The 18,768-nt window shown below is 72.4% G+C and carries 18 protein-coding genes and 5 pseudogenes; 10 read left to right on the plus strand and 13 right to left on the minus strand.

Annotated elements, in window-relative coordinates; all coding sequences use genetic code 11:
- From AC2W7J_RS01515 to AC2W7J_RS01525, 3 genes and pseudogenes are all read right to left on the minus strand, one after another.
- The coding region (locus tag AC2W7J_RS01515) for a M20/M25/M40 family metallo-hydrolase (protein ID WP_485981179.1) at positions 1-614 on the minus strand (614 nt) is incomplete at its 3' end.
- 61 nt (positions 615-675) lie between these two features.
- Positions 676-1,023 (minus strand): annotated as a pseudogene (locus AC2W7J_RS01520) (hypothetical protein); the annotation flags it as partial.
- Between the two features lie 12 nt (positions 1,024-1,035).
- Positions 1,036-2,129: pseudogene (locus tag AC2W7J_RS01525) on the minus strand (mannose-1-phosphate guanylyltransferase).
- Positions 2,130-2,343: 214 nt separating this feature from the next.
- Here AC2W7J_RS01525 and AC2W7J_RS01530 point away from each other — a divergent pair.
- The 3 genes and pseudogenes from AC2W7J_RS01530 to AC2W7J_RS01540 form a co-directional block, all read left to right on the plus strand.
- Positions 2,344-3,114, plus strand: a pseudogene (locus AC2W7J_RS01530) (glycosyltransferase); the annotation flags it as partial.
- A 68-nt stretch (positions 3,115-3,182) separates the two neighbouring features.
- The gene (locus AC2W7J_RS01535) at positions 3,183-3,431 is read left to right on the plus strand and encodes a glycosyltransferase (protein WP_485981180.1); all 249 of its coding nucleotides are present in this window, start codon (positions 3,183-3,185) and stop codon (positions 3,429-3,431) included.
- Positions 3,432-3,483: 52 nt separating this feature from the next.
- A complete protein-coding gene (locus AC2W7J_RS01540; protein WP_485981182.1) occupies positions 3,484-3,975 on the plus strand; it encodes a MarR family winged helix-turn-helix transcriptional regulator in 492 nt (163 codons plus the stop codon).
- Here the strand turns inward: AC2W7J_RS01540 and AC2W7J_RS01545 are convergent.
- The 6 genes and pseudogenes from AC2W7J_RS01545 to AC2W7J_RS01570 form a co-directional block, all read right to left on the minus strand.
- On the minus strand, positions 3,944-4,462 hold the full coding sequence (locus AC2W7J_RS01545; protein ID WP_485981144.1) for a 2'-5' RNA ligase family protein: 519 nt from the start codon (positions 4,460-4,462) through the stop codon (positions 3,944-3,946). The two genes, AC2W7J_RS01540 and AC2W7J_RS01545, sit on opposite strands and share 32 nt — an antisense overlap.
- 17 nt (positions 4,463-4,479) lie before the next feature.
- On the minus strand, positions 4,480-5,505 hold the full coding sequence (gene trpS, locus AC2W7J_RS01550) for a tryptophan--tRNA ligase (protein WP_485981146.1): 1,026 nt from the start codon (positions 5,503-5,505) through the stop codon (positions 4,480-4,482).
- Complete coding sequence (locus tag AC2W7J_RS01555; protein ID WP_485981147.1) at positions 5,502-6,113, minus strand: glycosyltransferase family protein; 612 nt, start codon at positions 6,111-6,113, stop codon at positions 5,502-5,504. Before AC2W7J_RS01555 ends, trpS begins: the two co-directional genes overlap by 4 nt.
- Entirely contained in the window at positions 6,094-6,654 is a 561-nt protein-coding gene (locus AC2W7J_RS01560; protein ID WP_485981149.1) for a glycosyltransferase family protein, read from the minus strand. Before AC2W7J_RS01560 ends, AC2W7J_RS01555 begins: the two co-directional genes overlap by 20 nt.
- A gap of 112 nt (positions 6,655-6,766) precedes the next feature.
- Positions 6,767-7,378, minus strand: coding sequence for a glycosyltransferase (locus AC2W7J_RS01565; RefSeq protein ID WP_485981183.1), 612 nt, complete (start codon positions 7,376-7,378; stop codon positions 6,767-6,769).
- Positions 7,317-7,496 (minus strand): annotated as a pseudogene (locus AC2W7J_RS01570) (hypothetical protein); the annotation flags it as partial. The pseudogene AC2W7J_RS01570 and the gene AC2W7J_RS01565, both read right to left, overlap by 62 nt.
- A gap of 358 nt (positions 7,497-7,854) precedes the next feature.
- Between AC2W7J_RS01570 and AC2W7J_RS01575 the strand changes: the two are divergent.
- The 6 genes and pseudogenes from AC2W7J_RS01575 to AC2W7J_RS01600 all read left to right on the plus strand — a co-directional run.
- Positions 7,855-7,959 (plus strand): annotated as a pseudogene (locus tag AC2W7J_RS01575) (hypothetical protein); the annotation flags it as partial.
- A gap of 122 nt (positions 7,960-8,081) precedes the next feature.
- The gene (locus tag AC2W7J_RS01580; RefSeq protein WP_485981185.1) at positions 8,082-8,915 is read left to right on the plus strand and encodes an acyltransferase family protein; all 834 of its coding nucleotides are present in this window, start codon (positions 8,082-8,084) and stop codon (positions 8,913-8,915) included.
- 47 nt (positions 8,916-8,962) lie between these two features.
- Positions 8,963-10,033, plus strand: coding sequence for a glycosyltransferase (locus AC2W7J_RS01585; RefSeq protein ID WP_485981151.1), 1,071 nt, complete (start codon positions 8,963-8,965; stop codon positions 10,031-10,033).
- Complete coding sequence (locus tag AC2W7J_RS01590; RefSeq protein ID WP_485981153.1) at positions 10,030-11,142, plus strand: glycosyltransferase family 4 protein; 1,113 nt, start codon at positions 10,030-10,032, stop codon at positions 11,140-11,142. Before AC2W7J_RS01585 ends, AC2W7J_RS01590 begins: the two co-directional genes overlap by 4 nt.
- Positions 11,139-12,242: a glycosyltransferase family 4 protein gene (locus AC2W7J_RS01595; protein WP_485981154.1), complete on the plus strand. Its 1,104-nt coding sequence runs from the start codon at positions 11,139-11,141 to the stop codon at positions 12,240-12,242. Before AC2W7J_RS01590 ends, AC2W7J_RS01595 begins: the two co-directional genes overlap by 4 nt.
- Positions 12,235-13,113: a glycosyltransferase family 2 protein gene (locus tag AC2W7J_RS01600; protein WP_485981156.1), complete on the plus strand. Its 879-nt coding sequence runs from the start codon at positions 12,235-12,237 to the stop codon at positions 13,111-13,113. Before AC2W7J_RS01595 ends, AC2W7J_RS01600 begins: the two co-directional genes overlap by 8 nt.
- 12 nt (positions 13,114-13,125) lie before the next feature.
- Here AC2W7J_RS01600 and AC2W7J_RS01605 read toward each other — a convergent pair whose 3' ends face one another.
- Genes AC2W7J_RS01605 through AC2W7J_RS01615 form a run of 3 tightly spaced genes read right to left on the minus strand, consistent with a single transcriptional unit; the run spans position 13,126 to position 16,351 of the window.
- Positions 13,126-14,682 carry a lipopolysaccharide biosynthesis protein gene (locus AC2W7J_RS01605; RefSeq protein WP_485981158.1) on the minus strand — a complete coding sequence of 519 codons (1,557 nt, stop codon included), beginning with the start codon at positions 14,680-14,682 and terminating at the stop codon, positions 13,126-13,128.
- Positions 14,679-15,647 (minus strand): UDP-glucuronic acid decarboxylase family protein, encoded by a 969-nt coding sequence (locus tag AC2W7J_RS01610; protein WP_485981160.1) that lies wholly within the window; start codon positions 15,645-15,647, stop codon positions 14,679-14,681. Before AC2W7J_RS01610 ends, AC2W7J_RS01605 begins: the two co-directional genes overlap by 4 nt.
- Positions 15,644-16,351, minus strand: coding sequence for a phosphatase PAP2 family protein (locus AC2W7J_RS01615; RefSeq protein WP_485981162.1), 708 nt, complete (start codon positions 16,349-16,351; stop codon positions 15,644-15,646). The genes AC2W7J_RS01610 and AC2W7J_RS01615 overlap by 4 nt, the downstream gene beginning before the upstream one ends.
- Positions 16,352-16,488: 137 nt before the next feature.
- Between AC2W7J_RS01615 and AC2W7J_RS01620 the strand changes: the two genes are divergently transcribed.
- Positions 16,489-17,244 (plus strand): hypothetical protein, encoded by a 756-nt coding sequence (locus tag AC2W7J_RS01620; RefSeq protein ID WP_485981164.1) that lies wholly within the window; start codon positions 16,489-16,491, stop codon positions 17,242-17,244.
- 92 nt (positions 17,245-17,336) lie between these two features.
- On the opposite strand, the gene AC2W7J_RS01625 is transcribed toward AC2W7J_RS01620, so the two are convergent.
- Positions 17,337-18,761, minus strand: a complete 1,425-nt coding sequence (locus AC2W7J_RS01625; RefSeq protein ID WP_485981166.1) for a tyrosine-protein kinase domain-containing protein — start codon at positions 18,759-18,761, stop codon at positions 17,337-17,339.
- Between the last annotated feature and the right edge of the window lie 7 nt (positions 18,762-18,768).

The raw sequence follows: 18,768 nt of genomic DNA on the forward strand, positions 1-18,768 counted from the left end.
TGCCCCGCGGCCATGCTCGCCCGACCGAGCGCGGCGACGCGGCGGAGTCGTTGACGACCGGCGGCACGCCCCGGATGTGGTCGACGGCGGCCGTCACTCCGTAGGGACGCACGACGTCGGCGACGACCTCGTGGAGCAGCGGGCCGATCTCCTCCCAGAGGCCGACGTCGAGCATGCGCAGCGTGCCCTGCGCGACACCGGTGGAGGGGATGACGTTGATCGCCTCGCCGGCGGAAACCCGGCCCCACACGACGACCAGCCCGGCCCGCGGTCGACCGCCGGCTGAGGACCGCGGGCACGTCGGTGACGACCTTGCCCAGGGCATAGGTGAGGTCCTCGGTGAGGAAGGGCCGCGAGGTGTGGCCGCCGCGGCCGCGGAGGGTCACCGTCACCTGGTCGGCGGCCGCCGTGAGCGGCCCCTCGCGCAGGCCGATCTCGCCGACGTCGAGCGAGGGGTCGCAGTGCACGGCGTAGACGGTGTCGACGCCCGACATGACGCCGGCCTTGACGAAGGCGAGCGCGCCGCCGGGCATCTGCTCCTCGGCGGGCTGGAAGATCAGCCGGACGCCGACGTGGCGGGCGGCGAGCTCGTCGGCGACCTCGTCGAGCGCCAGGCGGCGCGAGCAGGGCGGTCGTGTGGAGCGTCGTGCCGCAGGCGTGGCAGACGCCGTCGTTGGTCGAGGTCCAGTCGAGCCCGCTGCGCTCGCGGACCGGCAGCGCGTCGATGTCGCCGCGCAGGGCGACCGGCGGCGCGGCTCGCTCGCGCCGAGGTCGACGACGAGACCGGTCTCGCTCAGCGACCGCGGCTCGAGCCCCGCGGCCTCGAGCCGCTCGCGCAGCCGCGCCGTTGTGCGGTGCTCCTGGAAGGAGATCTCCGGGTGGGCGTGCAGGTCCCGCCGGAAGTCGATCAGCTCGGGCAGCAGCTGGTCGATGACGCGCAGCAGCGTCGGGGCGAGAGGTGCAGTCATGGCGGTGCGACTCTACCGAGGCGACCGCCTGCGGACGTGGAGGCGCCCACCGGATGAACGCGCGGCGTCAGACGAGGTCGGTGCGCCCGGCTGCCTTGAGGGCCTCGACGACGAGCTTGACGTCCTGGGCCCGCTCCCGGCTCGCGACGAGCAGGGCGTCTCCGGTCTCGACGACGACGACGTCCTCGAGGCCGACGACGGCGACCATGCGGCCCGACTCGGAGACGACGAGGCCGCCGGAGTCGATGGCCTGGACCTGGGCGGGGTCGCCGACGACGGTCATCGCCCCCTCGGCGGGGGGCAGCAGGCAGGAGAGGGACTTGAAGTCGCCGACGTCGTCCCAGTCGAAGCTGCCGGGCACGACGGCCACGAGACCCTCGTCGGCGGCGGGCTCGGCGACGGCGTGGTCGATGGCGATCTTCTCCAGCGCCTCCCAGCGGCTCTCGAGCAGGTCGGGGTCGGCCGCGATCTCGCGCAGCCCGACGGCCAGGTCGGGGTGCCACTGGGCCAGCAGGTCGAGCAGGGTCGCGGCGCGGACGACGAACATGCCGGCGTTCCAGCGGAACTCGCCAGTCGCCAGGGTGAGAGCGCGGCGCGGCGGGGCGTCGGGCTTCTCGACGAACTGGCGGACCCGGGCGGCGCTCGGGTGGGCGCGCAGCCGCGGACCCATCTGGATGTAGCCGAAGCCGGTCGAGGGGAAGGTCGGCTCGATGCCGATCGTCACGACGAGGTCGTCGCGGCGGCGACGCCGACGGCTTCGACGACGGCGGCGCCGAAGGCCTCCTGGTCGGCGATGACGTGGTCGGCGGCGAAGGACCCGATGATCGCGTCGGGGTCGCGCCGCTCGAGCACGGCCGCGGCGAGGCCGATCGCCGCCATCGAGTCACGCGGCGAGGGCTCGGCGATCAGCAGGTCGTCGGGCAGGTCGGGCACCTGCTCGTGGACCGCGGCGGCGTGCGCGGCGCCGGTGACGACGAGGACCCGCTCTCCGGCGAGGACCCGCAGGCGGTCGACCGTGGCCTGGATGAGGGTGCGGCCGCTGCCGGTCAGGTCGTGGAGGAACTTCGGCGAGCCGGCCCGCGACACCGGCCACAGCCGTGTGCCCGCTCCCCCGGCGGGCACCACGGCCCAGAAGCGGTCGAGATCCCCTGTCGTCGTCATGTCGTGCACCGTACCCGGCACGCCCGAGGAGACCGCCTCGTGACGGGGGCGGGTCCCCCCTTCGACCAAGTCGTCACCTGATGATCACCGGACACCCCCCTCGACGACACCGAAGGGAGGTGGCGGCACCTCCACATTGGAGACCGTGCGAGTGGCTATTGCGACCGAGTCCTTCCTGCCCAGCCTCAACGGCGTCACGACGAGCGTGTGCCGCGTGGCCGAGAACCTGCGCGAGCAGGGCCACAAGGCGATGATCATCGCCCCCGGCCCCGCGCCGGCCACCTATGCGGGGCACGTCGTGCGGACGCTGCCGGCGGTGCCCGTCCGCGGCTTCCGCGCCGGCCTGCCGACGGGTGCGGTGCGCCGGGCGCTGCGCGACTTCCGGCCCGACGTCGTGCACGTCGCCTCCCCCTTCCTCGTCGGGGCGCGGGGGCTGCACAACGCCGAGACCTTCGACCTGCCGACGGTCGCGATCTACCAGACCGACATGCCCAACTACGTCAAGCAGCACGGCCCCGGGGCCATCGGCCGGGGCGCCTCCTCGCTGACGTGGGAGTGGGTGCGCCGGCTGCACGAGCGGGCCGATCTCACGCTCGCGCCGAGCCGCCCGACGCTCGAGGAGCTGCGCGAGCACCGCATCCCGCGCACCGACCTGTGGGGCCGGGGCGTCGACACCGCGCTCTTCCGCCCGGAGTGGAAGGACGACCCGGAGACGCTCGCCCTCAAGCACGCGCTCGCCCCCAACGGCGAGGTCCTCCTCGGCTACGTCGGCCGGCTCGCGCCGGAGAAGGAGCTGCACCGCCTCGCCGAGCTGGCCCAGCTGCCGGGCACCCGGCTCGTCCTCGTCGGAGAGGGCCCGAGCCGCAACGAGCTCGGTGCGCGGCTCGCCGAGGCCGTCGCCGCGAGCTCCGGCCGACCCAACCTGCCGCCGGCCTTCCTCGGCCCGCGCACGGGTGCCGACCTGGCCCGCGCCTACGCGACCTTCGACGTCTTCGTGCACACGGGGACCAAGGAGACCTTCGGCCAGACGCTGCAGGAGGCCGCGCCGCCGGGCTGCCGGTCGTCGCCCCCGCCGTCGGCGGCCCGCTCGACCTCGTCGACCACGGCCGCTCGGGATACCTCTTCGACCCGCAGGTGCGCGGCGACCTCGCCCGCTGGGTCGCCGAGCTCGTCGACTCGCCGAGCCTGCGGGCGTCGATGGCCGCCGCCGGTCCCGAGATGGTCGCCCACCGATCGTGGAGCAGCCTCACCGAGCAGCTCGTCCGCCACTACGAGCGCGCGGCCTCGGCCCACGCCGCCTGAGGCAGGCCGGGCCCGACCGGTCTCCGGCCGTCCGGTCTGGGAGACTGCGGCCATGGAACCCCGCTGGCTCACCGACGACGAGCTGACGGCGTGGCTGCGCCTCATCGCCCTGGCGGAGCTGCTGCCGTCGCGACTGGACGCCCAGCTGCGCCGCGACGCGGAGCTGACGCACTTCGAGTACCAGGTCCTCGCGATGCTCTCGGAGGCGCCCGAGCGAACCCTGCGCATGTCGTGGCTCGCCCAGCGCACCCAGGCGACGCTCCCCCGGCTCTCGCACGTCGCCCGCCGCCTCGAGGGGCGCGGCCTGCTCGTGCGGCGCCCGAGCCAGACGGACGCGCGGGCCACCGATGCGACGCTCACCGACGCCGGCATGGAGGTCATCGTCGCTGCGGCCCCCGGGCACGTGACGCTCGTGCGCGAGGAGGTCTTCGACGCCCTGACGCCCGAGCAGGTGGGTCAGCTCTCCGAGATCTGCACCGCGATCCTCGACCGGCTCGACCCGGAGGGGCACCTCACGATGAAGGCTGCAGAGGCTCCCCGCTGAGCTCGAAGCCCGTCTGCGGGCGCCACACGCCGTCGGCGCCGTGGTCGTAGAGGTGGAAGCTGGTCACCTCGAAGGACGCGTCGAAGGTCGCCAGGTCGCCGAAGGCGCGGTCGAGCTGGGCGTCGCTCACCTGGTGGGCGATCGTCACGTGCGGGTGGTAGGGGAACTCGAGGTCGCGCACGACCGGACCGCGACGCACGGCCTGCTCCAGCCGCTCGCACATCGGGATGCCCTGGGCGACCTGCACGAAGACGACCGGGCTCACCGGCCGGAAGGTGCCGGTGCCGCGCAGCTGCATGGTGAAGGGCCCGTGCGCGGCGGCCACCGACTCGAGGTGGTGGACGAAGCCGGGCAGCTCGGCCTCGGGCACCTCCGTCGGCGGCATGAGCGTGACGTGCGGCGGGATCGCCCGCGCCATCGGGTCACCGACGGCCTCCCGCTGCTGCTGCAGCTGCGACCCCCAGGGCTCGGGGATCTCGATGGACACGCCGTGGACGGGCACGATCAGGCCCGGGGGGTGAGCAGGCCGACGCGGTCGTAGACGCGGTCGCGGGTCGCGGAGGCGATCTCGGCGGCGCGGGCCGCGCCCTTGGCGAGGATGCTGTCGAGCTCGGCCGGGTCGGACATCAGCTCGTCCATGCGGCGCTGGTAGGGCTCGATGGCGCTGACGACGACGTCGGCGACCTCCTGCTTGAGGGCGCCGTAGCCCTGACCGGCGAAGTGGGCCTCGAGGTCGGCGATCGAGGTGCCCGACAGGGCGGAGTGGATCGACAGCAGGTTGGACACCCCCGGCTTGGCATCGACGTCGTAGCGGATCTCGCCGTCGACGTCGGTGACGGCGGAGCGGATCTTCTTGGCGATGCGCTTGGGGTCGTCGAGCAGCGAGATCAGGCCCTTGTCCGAGGAGCTCGACTTGCTCATCTTGCCGGTGGGCTCCTGCAGGTCCATGATCCGCGCCGACTCCTTGAGGATGTGCGGCTCGGGCACGACGAGGGTGTCGCCGAATCGGGCGTTGAAGCGCTCGGCGAGGTCGCGGGTGATCTCGAGGTGCTGGCGCTGGTCGTCGCCGACCGGCACGCGGGCCGCGTCGTAGATGAGGATGTCGGCGGCCATGAGGATCGGGTAGGTGAAAAGGCCGACGTTGGCGTTGTGCCCCTTGGCCGTCTTGTCCTTGAACTGCGTCATCCGGCTCGCCTCGCCGAAGGCGGTCTGGCAGGCGAGGACCCACATGAGCTCGGTGTGCTCGCGCACGTGGCTCTGGCAGAAGATCGCCGAGCGCTCGGGGTCGACGCCGCCGGCGATGTACTGAGCGGCGGTCACGCGGCTGCGGCGGGTGATGTCGGCCGGATCGGTCGGCACGGTGAGCGCGTGCAGGTCGGCGACGAAGTAGTAGGCGTCGAAGTCCTCCTGCAGACCGACCCAGTTGACGAGCGCACCGAGGTAGTTGCCGAGGTGGAGGGAGTCGCTCGTGGGCTGCATCCCGGAGAGGATCCGGGGCCGGTCAGGTGCAGGGCTGGTCATGGGGGTCATGATGCCAGCCGGGCTGCGGCGGCTCGCACGCGCTCGACGAATCGCTTGGGAGAGAAGGCCTCGACGTGGGCGCGGATCGCCGCGGGGTCCCACGTGCGGCCCCGGTCGGCGACGACGGCGGCCCGGATCGCGTCGGCCGTCGGCTCGTCGAAGAAGGCGCCGTTGACCCCGTCGGCATGGTGTCGAGGTAACCGCCGGCACGCAGCGCGAGCGTCGGCCGGCCGAAGGGCGCCCGCCTCGAGCGGGGTGAGGCCGAAGTCCTCGTGGCTCGCGGCGACGAGCGCGCGGGGCGTGGGCATAGGCCCAGCGCATCTGGGGCGTCGGTGAGGGTCGGTCGCGATGCGCACGTTGTCCGGCGCGGCGGCCCGCAGCGGCGCGAGCAGCGGGCCGGCGCCGATGACGAGCAGGCGCTCGGGCAGCCCGCGGAAGGCCTCGACCACCTGGTCGACGTTCTTGTACGGCAGCAGGCGGGAGACGACGAGGTGGTAGCCCTCGCCCCAGTCGGCGGCCTCGGGCACCGCCTCCTGCTCCCCGGTCGTGTCGACGGCGAAGGGGGGCGGCAGCACCTCGGCGTCGATGCCGTAGGCCTCACCGATGCGCTCGCGCACGACGTGGCTGTTGGCGAGATAGGCGTCGGCGCGGGCAGCGGCGCGGCGGTCCCAGCGGCGAAGGGGGGGCGCGCAGCGCGAGCAGCGCCAGCCCGGTCGGCGAGCGCCGCGGGTCGCCGCCGAGATAGCGCTCGCTCTGGTAGAGCCAGCGGGCGGGCGCGTGGCAGTAGACGAGGGTGCGGCCGGTCGTGGGGAATCCGTGGGCCCATCCGCTGCTGCTCGCGACGACGAGGTCGGCGTCGATGCGTAGTGCGCTCGAGGCGAAGGGAAGGAAGGGCAGCGCCGCGCGGTGGTGGCGCCGCAGCGGGCCGACGAGGTTGAGCGGGCTGACCCGGATGTCGACGTCGCGGAACTCGGGGAAGGTGCCCTCGGGGTCGTAGAGCGTCGTGTGCACGGTCGCGTCGGGGAAAGCCTGCAGGAGGGCCAAGACGACCCGCTCCGCTCCGCCGCGCTGGGTGAGGTAGTCGTGGGCGATGGCCACGCGGGTGCGCTCGTGCGTGCTCGTCCCGGTCCTGCCGGCCACCTCGCGCCAGACCCCCACGATGGTGTCGGTGCTCGGGCCGATGCCGAGGTCGGTGCGCGCCCGCTGCCAGCCGGCGCGCCGCGGCGCTCGGCCTCGTCGGGGTCGTCGAGGGCCGCGGTGATGGCGGCGGTCAGGCGTCGACGTCACCGGGCGGGACGAGCCAGCCGACGGACGCCGGGCCACCGGTGACGATCTCGGGCACTCCCCCGGCGTCGGTCGCGACGACCGGCACCCCGCGGGCCATCGCCTCGGCGACGACCTGGCCGTAGGGCTCGGGCACCGGCGACGCGTGGACGGCCACGGTCATCGCGTCGAGCTCTGCGGCCGGGTCGTCGGTGAAGCCGACGAGCTCCACCCGCTCGTCGAGCCCCAGCCGGGCGATCTCGCGACGGACCTCCCCTTCGTGCTCCTCGTGGCCGAACATCGGCGAGCCGATGATGCGGAAGGTCGCCTCCGGGTGGCGGCGCACGACCTGCGCGGCGGCGCGGACGAGCTCGAGCTGGCCCTTCGTGGGGCTGATCCGGCCGAGGAGGCCGACGACCGGCCGCGTCGGCAGCGGGCGCGGCGGTGACCCCGATCTGCGCGGGCACGAGCCCGGGGTGGGCGACGGTGACGTCGACGCCCGGCAGCGTCGCGGCCGTGGCGCGGGAGTTGGCGATGACTCGCTGCGGACCCCACGTGGCGACCTGGCGCATGAGGCGCACGAGCGGCCCGGGCAGGTAGTCGGGGGCGATGCGGTCACGGATGTGCCAGATGAGCGGGCGGCGGGCCAGGCGTGCGGCAGGCACCCCGAGCAGGTCGGCCTTGAGGGTCGTCGTGTGGACGACGTCGACGTCGAGCTCGCGCAGCCGTGCGGCCAACCTCCGGACGAAGGGGCGGCCCCCACCGCGGACCGTGCTGCGGTGCGCAGCCCCGCCGCCTGCTCACGGGTCGTCGTGCCGATGCCTTCGTCAAGGGGCAGCACCTCGACCGCGTGCCCCCGCTCCCGCAGGCGGCCGACGAGCGGGCCGTCGGCGAAGAGCAGGACGCGCACATCGACGTCGTCGCGCGTGGCGAGCGTGTCCATGAGGCGCACGAGCGCCAGCTCGACCCCACCGAGCTGTGCGGTGTGGTCGAGGATCGCGACGCGGACCGGTCTGTGCTGCTCCCCCATGCGGCGGAGTCTATTGACCGGCTCGGACAGTCGTTCCACCGTCGTCCGACCGTTACCTTTCACCCATGACCGCGGGTGGGCCGAGGTGGCCGGGGTTGGACGGGCTGCGCGGCATCGCGGCAGTGGCCGTCCTGTTCTTCCACGCCCAGCTGGGCTTCGCGGACAACGGCTATGTCGGTGTCGACGTCTTCTTCGCACTCTCCGGCTTCCTCATCACCTCGATCCTGCTGGGTGAGATCGACCGGACGGCCGGGTCCGCTTTCGACGCTTCTACGTCCGCCGCGCGCTGCGACTGCTCCCAGCGCTCGCTGCCGCCTGCCTGGCCGTCTTCCTCATCGGCCTCGCCGCTGGCCGAGCCGGCGAGTTCGGTCGAGGTGCGCTCGCCGCCTTCGTCTACGTCGCGAACTGGTGGATGTACACCGGCCGACCGGCACCGTTGCTCGATCACACCTGGACCCTGGCCATCGAGGAGCACTTCTACGCCGTGTGGCCGGTCCTGCTCGTCGGGCTCTGCGCCGGCCGGCGCTGGACCCGCATCATGACCGCGCTCGTCGCCCTCGCGATCGTCGCGATCGTCCTCACGCCCTGGCCCGATCCGATCGCTGACGTCCGCGGCACCTACCTGCGAGGCTTCCCCATCATCTGGGGGTCGCTGCTCGCCGCCATGACACGGCGACGGGCCGTCCAGGAGCACGGCCACCTCCTGCACTGGCCCGCGACCGGCGCCCTCGTCGCCCTCCTTGCCGTCTTGTGCGCGCCCTGGCAGCTGCCCGAAGGATGGCTCACCGGACCCACCAGCGCGGCAGGCCTGCTCGCGCTCCTCGTCCTGGGTGGCATCGTCCTGGCGCCCTCGTCACCCGCTGCCGCGCTGCTCTCCGGGCGGGTGATCCGGTGGGCCGGCACCCGCTCCTACGGCCTGTACCTCTACCACTTCCCGATCCTGCAGATCCTGCGCCACCAGGTGGACGTCGGTCCGGAGTGGGCCCGGATGGTCCTCGGAATCGTGCTGAGCATCGCGGTGACGGAGGCATCCTTCCGCTGGCTCGAGTCGCCCTTCCTCCGGCTCAAGGACCGCTTGGGTCCGTCAGCGACTGTCCGCCCCGCCCGACTCGGCCCAGCTGGATGAGGAGCGCGCCAGCGGCCGCGCACCCCCAAGGCACTAGGGTGACCGGCATGGCGGGGACGGGCGGCAAGGCCATGGGGAACAAGGCACATCGAGCGCACTGGGTGACGCTCCACACGGCCGTCCCGATGGGCCAGCAGACCTACGAGACGAGCATCCAGCAGGCGATCCTCGACCTCGACGAGCCCGGGTGGGACTTCCGCTCGTCGAGTGTGGGCGGAGGTCGCAGCGAGGCGACGGTCCGGGTGCCACACCGCGTCCTGAACCACCGCGCCGGTGCCGCCCTCGTCGGTTCTGCCCTGGCGCTGCGCCACGACCTCGTCCACCGCTTCGACCTGCGGGTCCCCGGCCCACGACGCCCCCACGTGCTCACGATGCACGACCTGCCGCCGGCACGCTTCCCGGACGAAGGGAGCCTGCCGCCCTGGTGCATGAGGCCCCTGCATGACGACGTGCAGGTGATCTGCCCGTCGGAGTTCGCCGCCAGCGAGGTGACCGAGCTCCTCGACGCCCGCCGGGTGACGGTCATCCCCTACGGCGTGCGTCCGAGCTTCCGCCAGCCGCAGCCGCTGCCGACGCAGGACCTGCAGGACCTCGGGATCACGCGCCCCTTCTTCGTCCACGCCGCGGGTGTCACCCGCCGCAAGAACCTCGAAGGTCTGGCCGACGCCTGGACCAAGGCCGCACCGCAGCTGCCCGACCACGAGCTCGTGCTCCTCGGCCCACCCCACGGCCGCCGCGAGGAGCTCTTCGGCCACCTGCCGCGCGTCGTGCTCGCCGGCAAGGTCGACCTCGACCGGGTCGGTCGGGTCATGGCCGCCGCCGAGGCCGTCGTCGTGCCGAGCATCTACGAGGGCTTCGGCCTGCCGACCCTCGAGGGGATGGCCGTCGGCACCCCGGTCGTCGCCGTCGACCGAGGCGCGACCCCCGAGGTCGCCGACGGCAATGCCCTGATGACCGAGCCCGACGGGGCCTCCATCGCCGAGGCTCTCGTCGCCGTCGGGCGCCGCGAGGTCGACCTCGAAGGCCTCGTGCGCCGCGGCCTCGCGCGGGCCTCGACCTTCGCCTGGGACACCGCGGCCCGGGCGCACCTCGACGTCTATCGCAAGGTCGTCGGATGACCAGCCACGAGCGCCCCCGGCGGATCTGGTTGGCGCCCAGTGCCTTCCACCCCTCACGCGGCGGCGTGGAGGAGCTCACCCTCCAGCTGGCCCGCGAGTACATCGCCCGCGGGCACGACGTCACGGTGATCGTGCACCGCCACCCCGCGGACCTGCCGGCGACCGACGTCGTCGAAGGTGTGCCGGTGCGACGCGTCGGCTTCGACCTGCCCGGGTCGGACCCGCGACGTCTGGCGGTCTTCCCCTTCGCCCTGCTGCGGCAGCTCCGACAACTCGACGGGCTGGGGCCACGACCCGACGTCGTCCATGTCCAGTGCGCCGCCAACCAGGTGCTCGCTCTCTCCCTGTGGACCGCCCTGAGACGGATCCCTCTGGTGCTCACCACGCAGGGCGAGGTGACCATGGACGCCGGCCGCATCTACCAGCGCAGCGCACAGATCAGGCAGGTGCTGCGGTTGGGCAGTCGCCGCGCCGCCGTGCTCACTGCGTGCTCGCGCCGCGCGGGTGACGACGCCGCAACCGTCGCGAGCCGCTTCGCCGGGTGCACCGTCGTGCCCAACGGCGTCGACCCCGGCCAGTGGAGTGTCACCCCGCTCCCCGACGCCCCGATCTTCGCGGCCTGGGGCCGGCACGTCCCGCAAAAGGGTCTCGACCTGCTCGTCGAGGCCTTCGCGATCGTCCGTGAGCAGCTGCCCGACGCCACCCTGCTCATCGGCGGCGACGGCCCCGAGCACGAACGACTGCGCACGCTCGCCGGTCCCGGTGTCGAGCTGCTCGGCCCACTCGACCGCGACGGCGTGCAGGCGCTGCTGTCGAGTGCCCGGGTCGCGGTCGTCCCCAGCCGGCTCGAGCCCTTCGGCATCGTCGCCGTCGAGGCCATGGCCGCTGGCCGCGGCGTCGTGTGGAGCACCAACGGCGGCCTCGCGGACGCCACGGGTCGACTGGGATTCGGTGCCGATCCCACCGACACCCACGCCCTCGCACAGGCGATGCTCGCCGCGCACCGCGACCCGGTCGACCCGGCGACGGCACGAGCCCACGCGGAGTCCCTGCGGTGGACGCAGATCGCCGACCGCTACCTCGGCCTCTACCCGCGGGTGCAGGCATGAAGGTCCTCATGTGGCTCAACCGGGGCGCCGAGATCCCCGGCGGCCACCGGGTCCAGATGGAGCGGACCGCGGCCGCCCTCCGCGACCTCGGGGTCGACATTCAGGAGCACCTGGGGCCGGACGAACCCGAGGGGACCTGGGACGTCGTCCACGGCTTCCAGCTCGGCCCGCACGAGGTCGCCGCGATGCGCGGCCGGGGCATCCCGGTCGTGATCTCGACGATCTACGTGGGCCTGTCGTACACGAGCTCGCACGGCGCCGAGCGCGTGACTGCGCGTGACGCCCTCGGACGAGGCCGGCGGGGACTGCGCTACCTCGGCGCGAGCCTGCGCGGTCGCGAGGACCTGACCCGCCTCTCCATGCAAGAGTCCGCCGACGACCTCGACCGCCTCCGCGCGTGGTCCATGGCCGAGATGCTCCTGCCCAATGCCAAAGGGGAGGCCCGTCACGTCCGTGAGGACCTGGGAGTCCTCACCGAGTGCGTCGTCGTCCCCAACGCGATCGACGTCGAGCTCTTCGCTCCCGGTGTCGGCCGGCCGCGCCCGGACGGCTCGGTCCTGTGCGTGGGGCGGATCGAGCCGCACAAGAACCAGCTCGGCACGATCAGGGCCCTCGCTGGTGTCCCCGGCATCGCGCTGACGGTCGTCGGTCCGCCGCACCCCCACCACCCCGGTTACCTCGAGGAGTGTCGACGGGCCGCTGCGGAGGCGGGCAATGTCACGCTGCTTCCGGGAGTCGACCACGCCGAGCTCCCGGCCCTGTACGCGCGCCACCGCACTCACGTCCTGGCCACCTGGTACGAGACCACCGGTCTCGTCTCGCTCGAGGCGGCTGCCTCGGGCTGCACGGTCGTCACGACCGACCGTGGCCACGCCCGTGAGTACTTCGGCGACGACGCGCGCTACTGCGACCCGGCGGACCCCGAGTCCATCCGGCGGGCTGTCGCCCAGGCCCTGGCGGACCTCCCTTCGGTCGGTCTGCGCGCTCGGATCGCCGACCGCTACACCTGGGCAGAGACGGCCCGCCACACGCTTGCCGCCTACGAGCGTGTGCTCGAACGCCGCGCGCCACGCACATCGGGCGGTGACACACGTGGCTGAAGCACCCACCGCGGCCACGCGGGTCCCCCAAACGTTGGTCACGATCGTCATCCCGACCTACGACGACGACCCCGAGCACCTACGTGAGGCCGTGGCATCGGCGCTCGCGCAGACCCATCCGCGCGTGGAGGTCGTCGTCGTCGACGACGGGTCCAGCCGGCCGGAGACACATGCTGCACTGGACGCGCTCACGTCCGTCACCCTCGTGCGACAGGACAATGCCGGGCCGGCCGCCGCACGCAATGCCGGCACGGCGGCCGGCTCCGGAGACGTCGTCATCTGTCTCGATGCCGACGATCGGCTCTCGCCCGACTTCGTCGCGCAGGCCGTGACAGTCCTCGGTCAGGAGCACCGTGCACGGGTGGCCTACCCGAGGATGGAGCCCTTCGGCAGTGACACGTCGACGGCGTGGCCCACACGGGGCGAACTGACGGTGACGGACTTCGCGCAGCGGTCGGCCATCCCCGTCTGCTCGGCCTTCCACCGCGACGACTGGGCGGCAGTGGGCGGCTGGGACGAGGAGATGCGCGTGGGTATGGAGGACCACGAGTGGTGGGTCCGCCTCCTCGGCCGCACTGGTGGGGTTGCTGCACCCATGCCGTCAGCCGTACTCCACTACCGGGTGCGCCCCGGCTCACGCTCGCGGACCCGGCCCTACGCCGACGACCTCGCCATCACCCGCCAGCGCATCCTCGCCAACAACCCGCCAGAAGTGCTCGCCGAGCTCCTCCGCGGGGCGTGGGAGGCGACCGACGCCGCGGAGGCCGAGGCAGCGCGCGCCTGGTCGGACCCGTGGCAGCTTCGGCGATGGGGGCAGGGGCTCTGCGCCGGGCGCGCGGTGCGGGCGACGCGACGCGTCACGGGCGGCTAGTGCCGCGGGGCGTCATCCCTCGCGTGCAGTGATGAGACCCAACGCTGCGGAACACCGGCGACGAGCCCGGGCCGGCACGAGGCCCACGAGGGCGTCCCGGTCCGCCGCCAGCAGACCCACACCCGCCGTGCGCAGCACGACGACATAGGCCACGACGGCCGCTGCGGCCCCCAGCGCCCCACGAGCGGCGGGACTTGCATCAACCACCTGACCGAGCCCGAACCACGCGAGGAGGGCCAGGGCGATGGCGACCAGCACGGGCGCCTGGGCAGCGACCATGCGACGCACCCGGATCCGGTGATGGCGCATCTCGATGCAGGTCATCAACGACGCTCGCACGACCGTCCCGCACACCATCGACGCCACGGCCCCCCACGCACCTGCCGGCGGGATGAGGGCGAACGCGACCCCCGCCATGACGACCAGCGACGCGAGGTTGACCCACAGATAGGTGCGGCCGCGCAGTCGTGACATGAGCGAAGCGAAGGCACCGGACCCCACGACGACCACTGAAGCGGCGCAGGTCATCACGAGGAAGTAGTCGCCGCTGGGGGAGAACTGCGCGCCATAGATCGACGGGACCAGCCCGGCCAGGACGGGCACCGCCAGCACCAGCACTCCGCCGGTCGTCACGGCAGACACCCGGGTCACCCGCAACAGGCCCTCCCTGGCGGCCTCGGCTCCTCGCTCCTGCAGTGCGGCAAAGGCCGGCAGGAGGGGGCCCACTGCAGCCTGCACCGGCGTCAGCACCTGCGCGGCGAGGCCGAAGCCCAGCGCGAAGAGGCCGACGGCCACCGGGTCGCCGAGCCACTGCAGGAAAAAGACCTGCACGCGGTCGGTGACGAGCTGACTCACGAGTGTCGCCAACCCGGTGGGGATCGCGAAGGCCCAGAAGGCCCTGGGCAGACCCCAGGGGGACGTCGGCCGGAGGGCCGGGCGACGCAGCCGTCCGGGCAGCGCGAGGAAGGGCAGCACCATGAGCACTCCCGTGACGACGATGCGGGCCACCCACACCGACGTCGCGACCGGGTGGAGGAGCACGGTGACCACGACGGCGGTCTGGATGCCGAGGTTGCTCACCATGGCGAGCTGGGCCGCGCGGTCCGACCGGTGCTCGGTCGACAGCAGGATCGGGCCGGCCTGGAAGGCTGCCGGGGCGAAGACCCCGAAGACGACAGCGAGGGCGAGCAGCGGCCAGGGGACGTCGACGAAGAGGGCGACGGCCAGGGCGACGAGTGGCGCCGCGACGAACACGTTGTATCCCTGGGCGCCCGAGATCGTCCGCTCGACCTCGGCCCGGCGGCCTGCTTCGGAGGCCTTCGTGACGAACTGCACGAGCGCTGCACCGACGCCCATCGAGGCGGCCGCGGTCGCCAGGCTGAGCACCATGGTGAGGACGGCGAGCTGGCCGTAGTCGACGACTCCCAGCCGCCGGGCGACGACGACATTGACGAGGAAGGCGATGGGCACGGACACGAGGACGTGGAGCACCGTCCACGCCGTCCCGCTGATGAGCCCTTCGCTGACCCGACGTCGTCCCGGCTCGGCCTGCTCGACGCCCTCGGTCACGTCCCGGACAGGTCGGTGAAGTAGGCGATCGTCTGCTCGAGGCCAGCGCGCAGCTGAGCCTTGGGCTCCCATCCCAGGGTCTCCCGTGCACGCGAGATGTCGGGACGACGACGAGTCGGGTCGTCCTGGGGCAGGGGCCGGTGCGCGATCTGCGAGCTGCTGCCGGTGAGCTCGAGGACGAGCTCCGCGAGCTCGATCATCGTGAACTCGACGGGGTTGCCGATGTTGATCGGCCCGGTGACCTCGTGCGGCGTCGCCATGAGCGCCATGAGCCCGTCGACGAGATCGTCGACGAAGCAGAAGGAGCGGGTCTGGCTGCCGTCGCCGTAGATGGTCAGCGGCTCCCCGGCGAGGGCCTGGACGATGAAGTTGGAGACCACCCGGCCGTCGTCCGGCTGCATGCGCGGGCCATAGGTGTTGAAGATGCGCGCGACCTTGATCGCGAGGTCGTGCTGGCGGCGGTAGTCGAAGAAGAGCGTCTCCGCGCAGCGCTTGCCCTCGTCGTAGCAGGAGCGGATGCCGATGGGGTTGACATTGCCCCAGTAGTCCTCGGTCTGCGGGTGCACCTGCGGGTCGCCGTAGACCTCCGAGGTCGACGACAGCAGGATCTTCGCCTTGGTCCGCTTGGCCAGACCGAGCATGTTGATCGAGCCGTGCACGCTCGTCTTCGTCGTCTGGACCGGGTCGCGCTGGTAGAAGATCGGGCTCGCCGGGCAGGCGAGGTGGTAGATCTCGTCGACCTCGACGTAGAGGGGGAAGGTCACGTCGTGGCGCATGACCTCGAGGTTCGGGTGGTCGAGCAGGTGCGTGAGGTTGCGCCGGGTGCTCGAGTAGTAGTTGTCGACGACGAGCACCTCGTGCCCCTGGCCGAGGAGCCGCTCGGTGATGTGCGAGCCGATGAAGCCGGCCCCTCCGGTCACCATGACCCGCTTGGGCACCATCGCCTCCACCAGTCCTGCAGTCACTGCGTCTCCTTGTCCGTGGCTCCCCCGTGTGCGGCAGAGCGCCGCCGACGTTCCGGGTCAGCGTATCCGCCTGGCCCCTTCCGGCCTGGTGGAGACGGGAGTGCCTTCGGGCACCTCCCACCTGGGACGGCCAGCGCCGTGCCCGCGACGGCTCCGACGAGCAGGACCGACGCCACGACATCGCTCGGCCGGTGCGCGTACCCGAAGACGCTGCCGACGCAGGCAACCCACACGAGCGCGATACCCACCAGCACCAGCCATGAGGGGCGACGGGTCGGCCACATGATGAGCACGGCCGCCACACAGGCGGCCACGAGGGCCACATGGGTCGAAGGGAGCGTGTTGGCGTCGTAGGAGTAGCCGTGGTCCGGTCGCGGCAGCACGACCCGCAGGCCGCGGGCGACGGCGACGCCCAGGACGACCACGACGGCGGCTCGGCCGACCTCGGTCCACCGACGGGCGACCAGAGCCCACACCGCGACACCCACGACGGCGGCCACACCCACGACAGGCACGACCCGCCGGCCGAGTGTCGGCAGGACCGGCCGCAACGGGGCGAAGGGGAGGTCCTGCGCCAGCCCGAAGACCTCGTCGTCCAGCCACTGGCCGGGCACGGTGAGCACGGCCGTCACGTAGACGATGACCAGGCCGACGACGCACGCCACGGCGAGCCTGCCCGGGCGGCCCCCGATCCCCTCGGCCACGACGCGATCCCCCTGCCGTATCGGTCCCTGGATGCCGACCGTCAGCATATTGCCAATATCACACGTGGGTCAGTAAGGTTTTGGTCAACGTGCGGGGGAGGTCATACCTCGGCACATCACACTGAGGGGAAACGTCCATGACCGAGGCAACGAGCAAGTCTATCTCGCGCAGGACGGTGGCCAAGGGGGCCGCCTGGACCGCGCCGGTGATCCTCGGCGGTGTCGCAGCGCCTGCCTACGCCGCCTCGGGTGGCAAGCCGACCATCGTCCCTGGACCCGCCTGCAAGCAGCCCGGCAACAGCTGCAACTCCGGCCAGACGCAGTACGGCATCAACAAGGGCTACGTCTTCACCTTCACGATCACCAACACCAGCGCCAAGGCCATCTGGCTCTACACGGGCGGGGCCTACCCCAACTACGGCCCCGAGATCACGACCACCGGCCCGGACGCCATCCCGCTCACCTACGCGGGCGGGCGCATCGGCGGCACGTACTACCCGCCGGGCACGCACATCCCGGTTCCCGCGGGCGGCACCGTGGTCTTCCTTCTCGGGGTCAACGGCGAGGCCGACAGCTCGGACCGGGTCTTCACGCTGCACGTCAAGTTCCAGTGGGGCCACACCGCGAACCCGGCTGGCGACACCGACCACAAGAACGACCCGCTGACGGCTTCGGTCAGCATCTCGGGCACTCCGCCGTGCGACAAGTGCCAACCGCCGACGGTCACCACGACCACCACCTCGACGACCTCCGCCGCGCGCACTTCCTCCTCGAGCACCTCCTCCTCGAGCACGTCCTCGAGCTCGGCGGCCACCACGTCCGCACCGGCCCCGACGTCGACCTCGTCGGCGCCCGCTGCGGAGCCGGCCCCCACGTCGACCACCGCACCGTGATCGACTGACGCCACGCACGAAGGGCGTCACCCGAGATCTCTCGGGTGACGCCCTTCGTCGTCCTGCGGCGCGGTGACCAGCGCCCAGGTCCGTCAGGAACGGGAGCCGGCCCGCTGCCGCGACTTCGTACGGGACTTCGCCTGCTCGCGCCGGGCGCTGCGCCGGTCCTTGGTGACCTGCTCCTCGTAGGAGTGGTAGCCGTAGCGGTAGTCGCTGCTCTTGCTCACGACGAAGTTGCGCGCGAAGCCTGACACGTGGGCACCGACGGTGTTGAGCTGCTTGAGCGCGGCGGTGAGGTCCTTCTTCTTCGTCCGGTCGACACCGACGACCATGAGCAGGCCACCGGTGAGGCGCTCGATGACGACCGCGTCGATGACCGGCACGACCGGCGGCGAGTCGATGAGCACGAAGTCGTACTCCTGCACCAGGCGCGTGATCAGCGCCTCCATGGGCGCGGAGCCGAGCAGCTCGCTCGGGTTGGGCGGGATCTGACCTGCGGGCAGCACGTCCATGCCCGCGCTGCCCCACGTCTGGATGACGTCGTGGACGTCGGCGTCGCCGAGGAGCACCGTCGTCAGGCCGACGCTGCCCTCCATGCCGAGGGTCTTGGCGACCGACGGGTTGCGCAGGTCGGCGTCGACGAGCAGAGTGCGGCGGCCGGAGTCGGCCATCGCGAGCGCGAGGTTGACCGCCGTCGTCGTCTTGCCCTCGCCGGGCACCGCCGAGGTGACGACGAAGGAGTGTCGGCCGGTCGTGACGTCGACGAACATCAGGTTGGTCCGCAGGCGGCGCACCGCCTCGGCATGCCGACCGTGGGGGTCGTCCTCGACGCTGATCAGGCCCCGCTTGGTCCCGCGGCTCTCGAGGGGCAGCCCCGCGAGCATCGGCGCGTCCGAGTGCGCCCGGATGTCCTCCTCCCCACGGACCTTGGTGTCGAGGGCGTGGCGGATGAAGGCGAGCCCCAGGCCGAGGACGAGCCCGGCGAGCAGGCCGAGGCCGATGTTGCGCACGGGGTCGGGTGAGACCGGCCGCGAGGGCGCGGTCGCCGGCTGGATCGGCGTCGAGACGACCTTCTGCCCCGACGACTTCAGCAGGGTGGAGAACTCGCCGGCGACCTTGCCGAGCTGCGGGCCGACCTCGTTGGCCACGTCCGCAGCCTCCTCCCCGTCGGAGGCGCGCGCGGTGATGTTGAGGATCGACGTCGAGCCGGAGGTCTGGGCGCTCACCTGGATCGGGTGGCCGGGCTCGAGGCCGAGCTCCTTGCGCAACGGGCCGAGGACCGCCGGGGTGTCGAGGATCGAGACATAGGTGTCGAGGTCCTCGGAGGTGAGGACGAAGACACTGCCGTTGGAGCTCCCGCTCGTGCGCTCGGCGCTCATGTAGATCCGCGCCCGTGCCTCGTAGACGGGGGTGGTCGTGAGGGTCACGGCAACCGCCGCGGCCACGGCGAGCACGACGCACGCGACGATGAGCCGCCACCGCTGCCTGATGACGCCCAACAACTCGCTGAACTGCACTGTCGAC

The organism is Janibacter sp. CFPM2_SD2 (assembly GCF_057364645.1).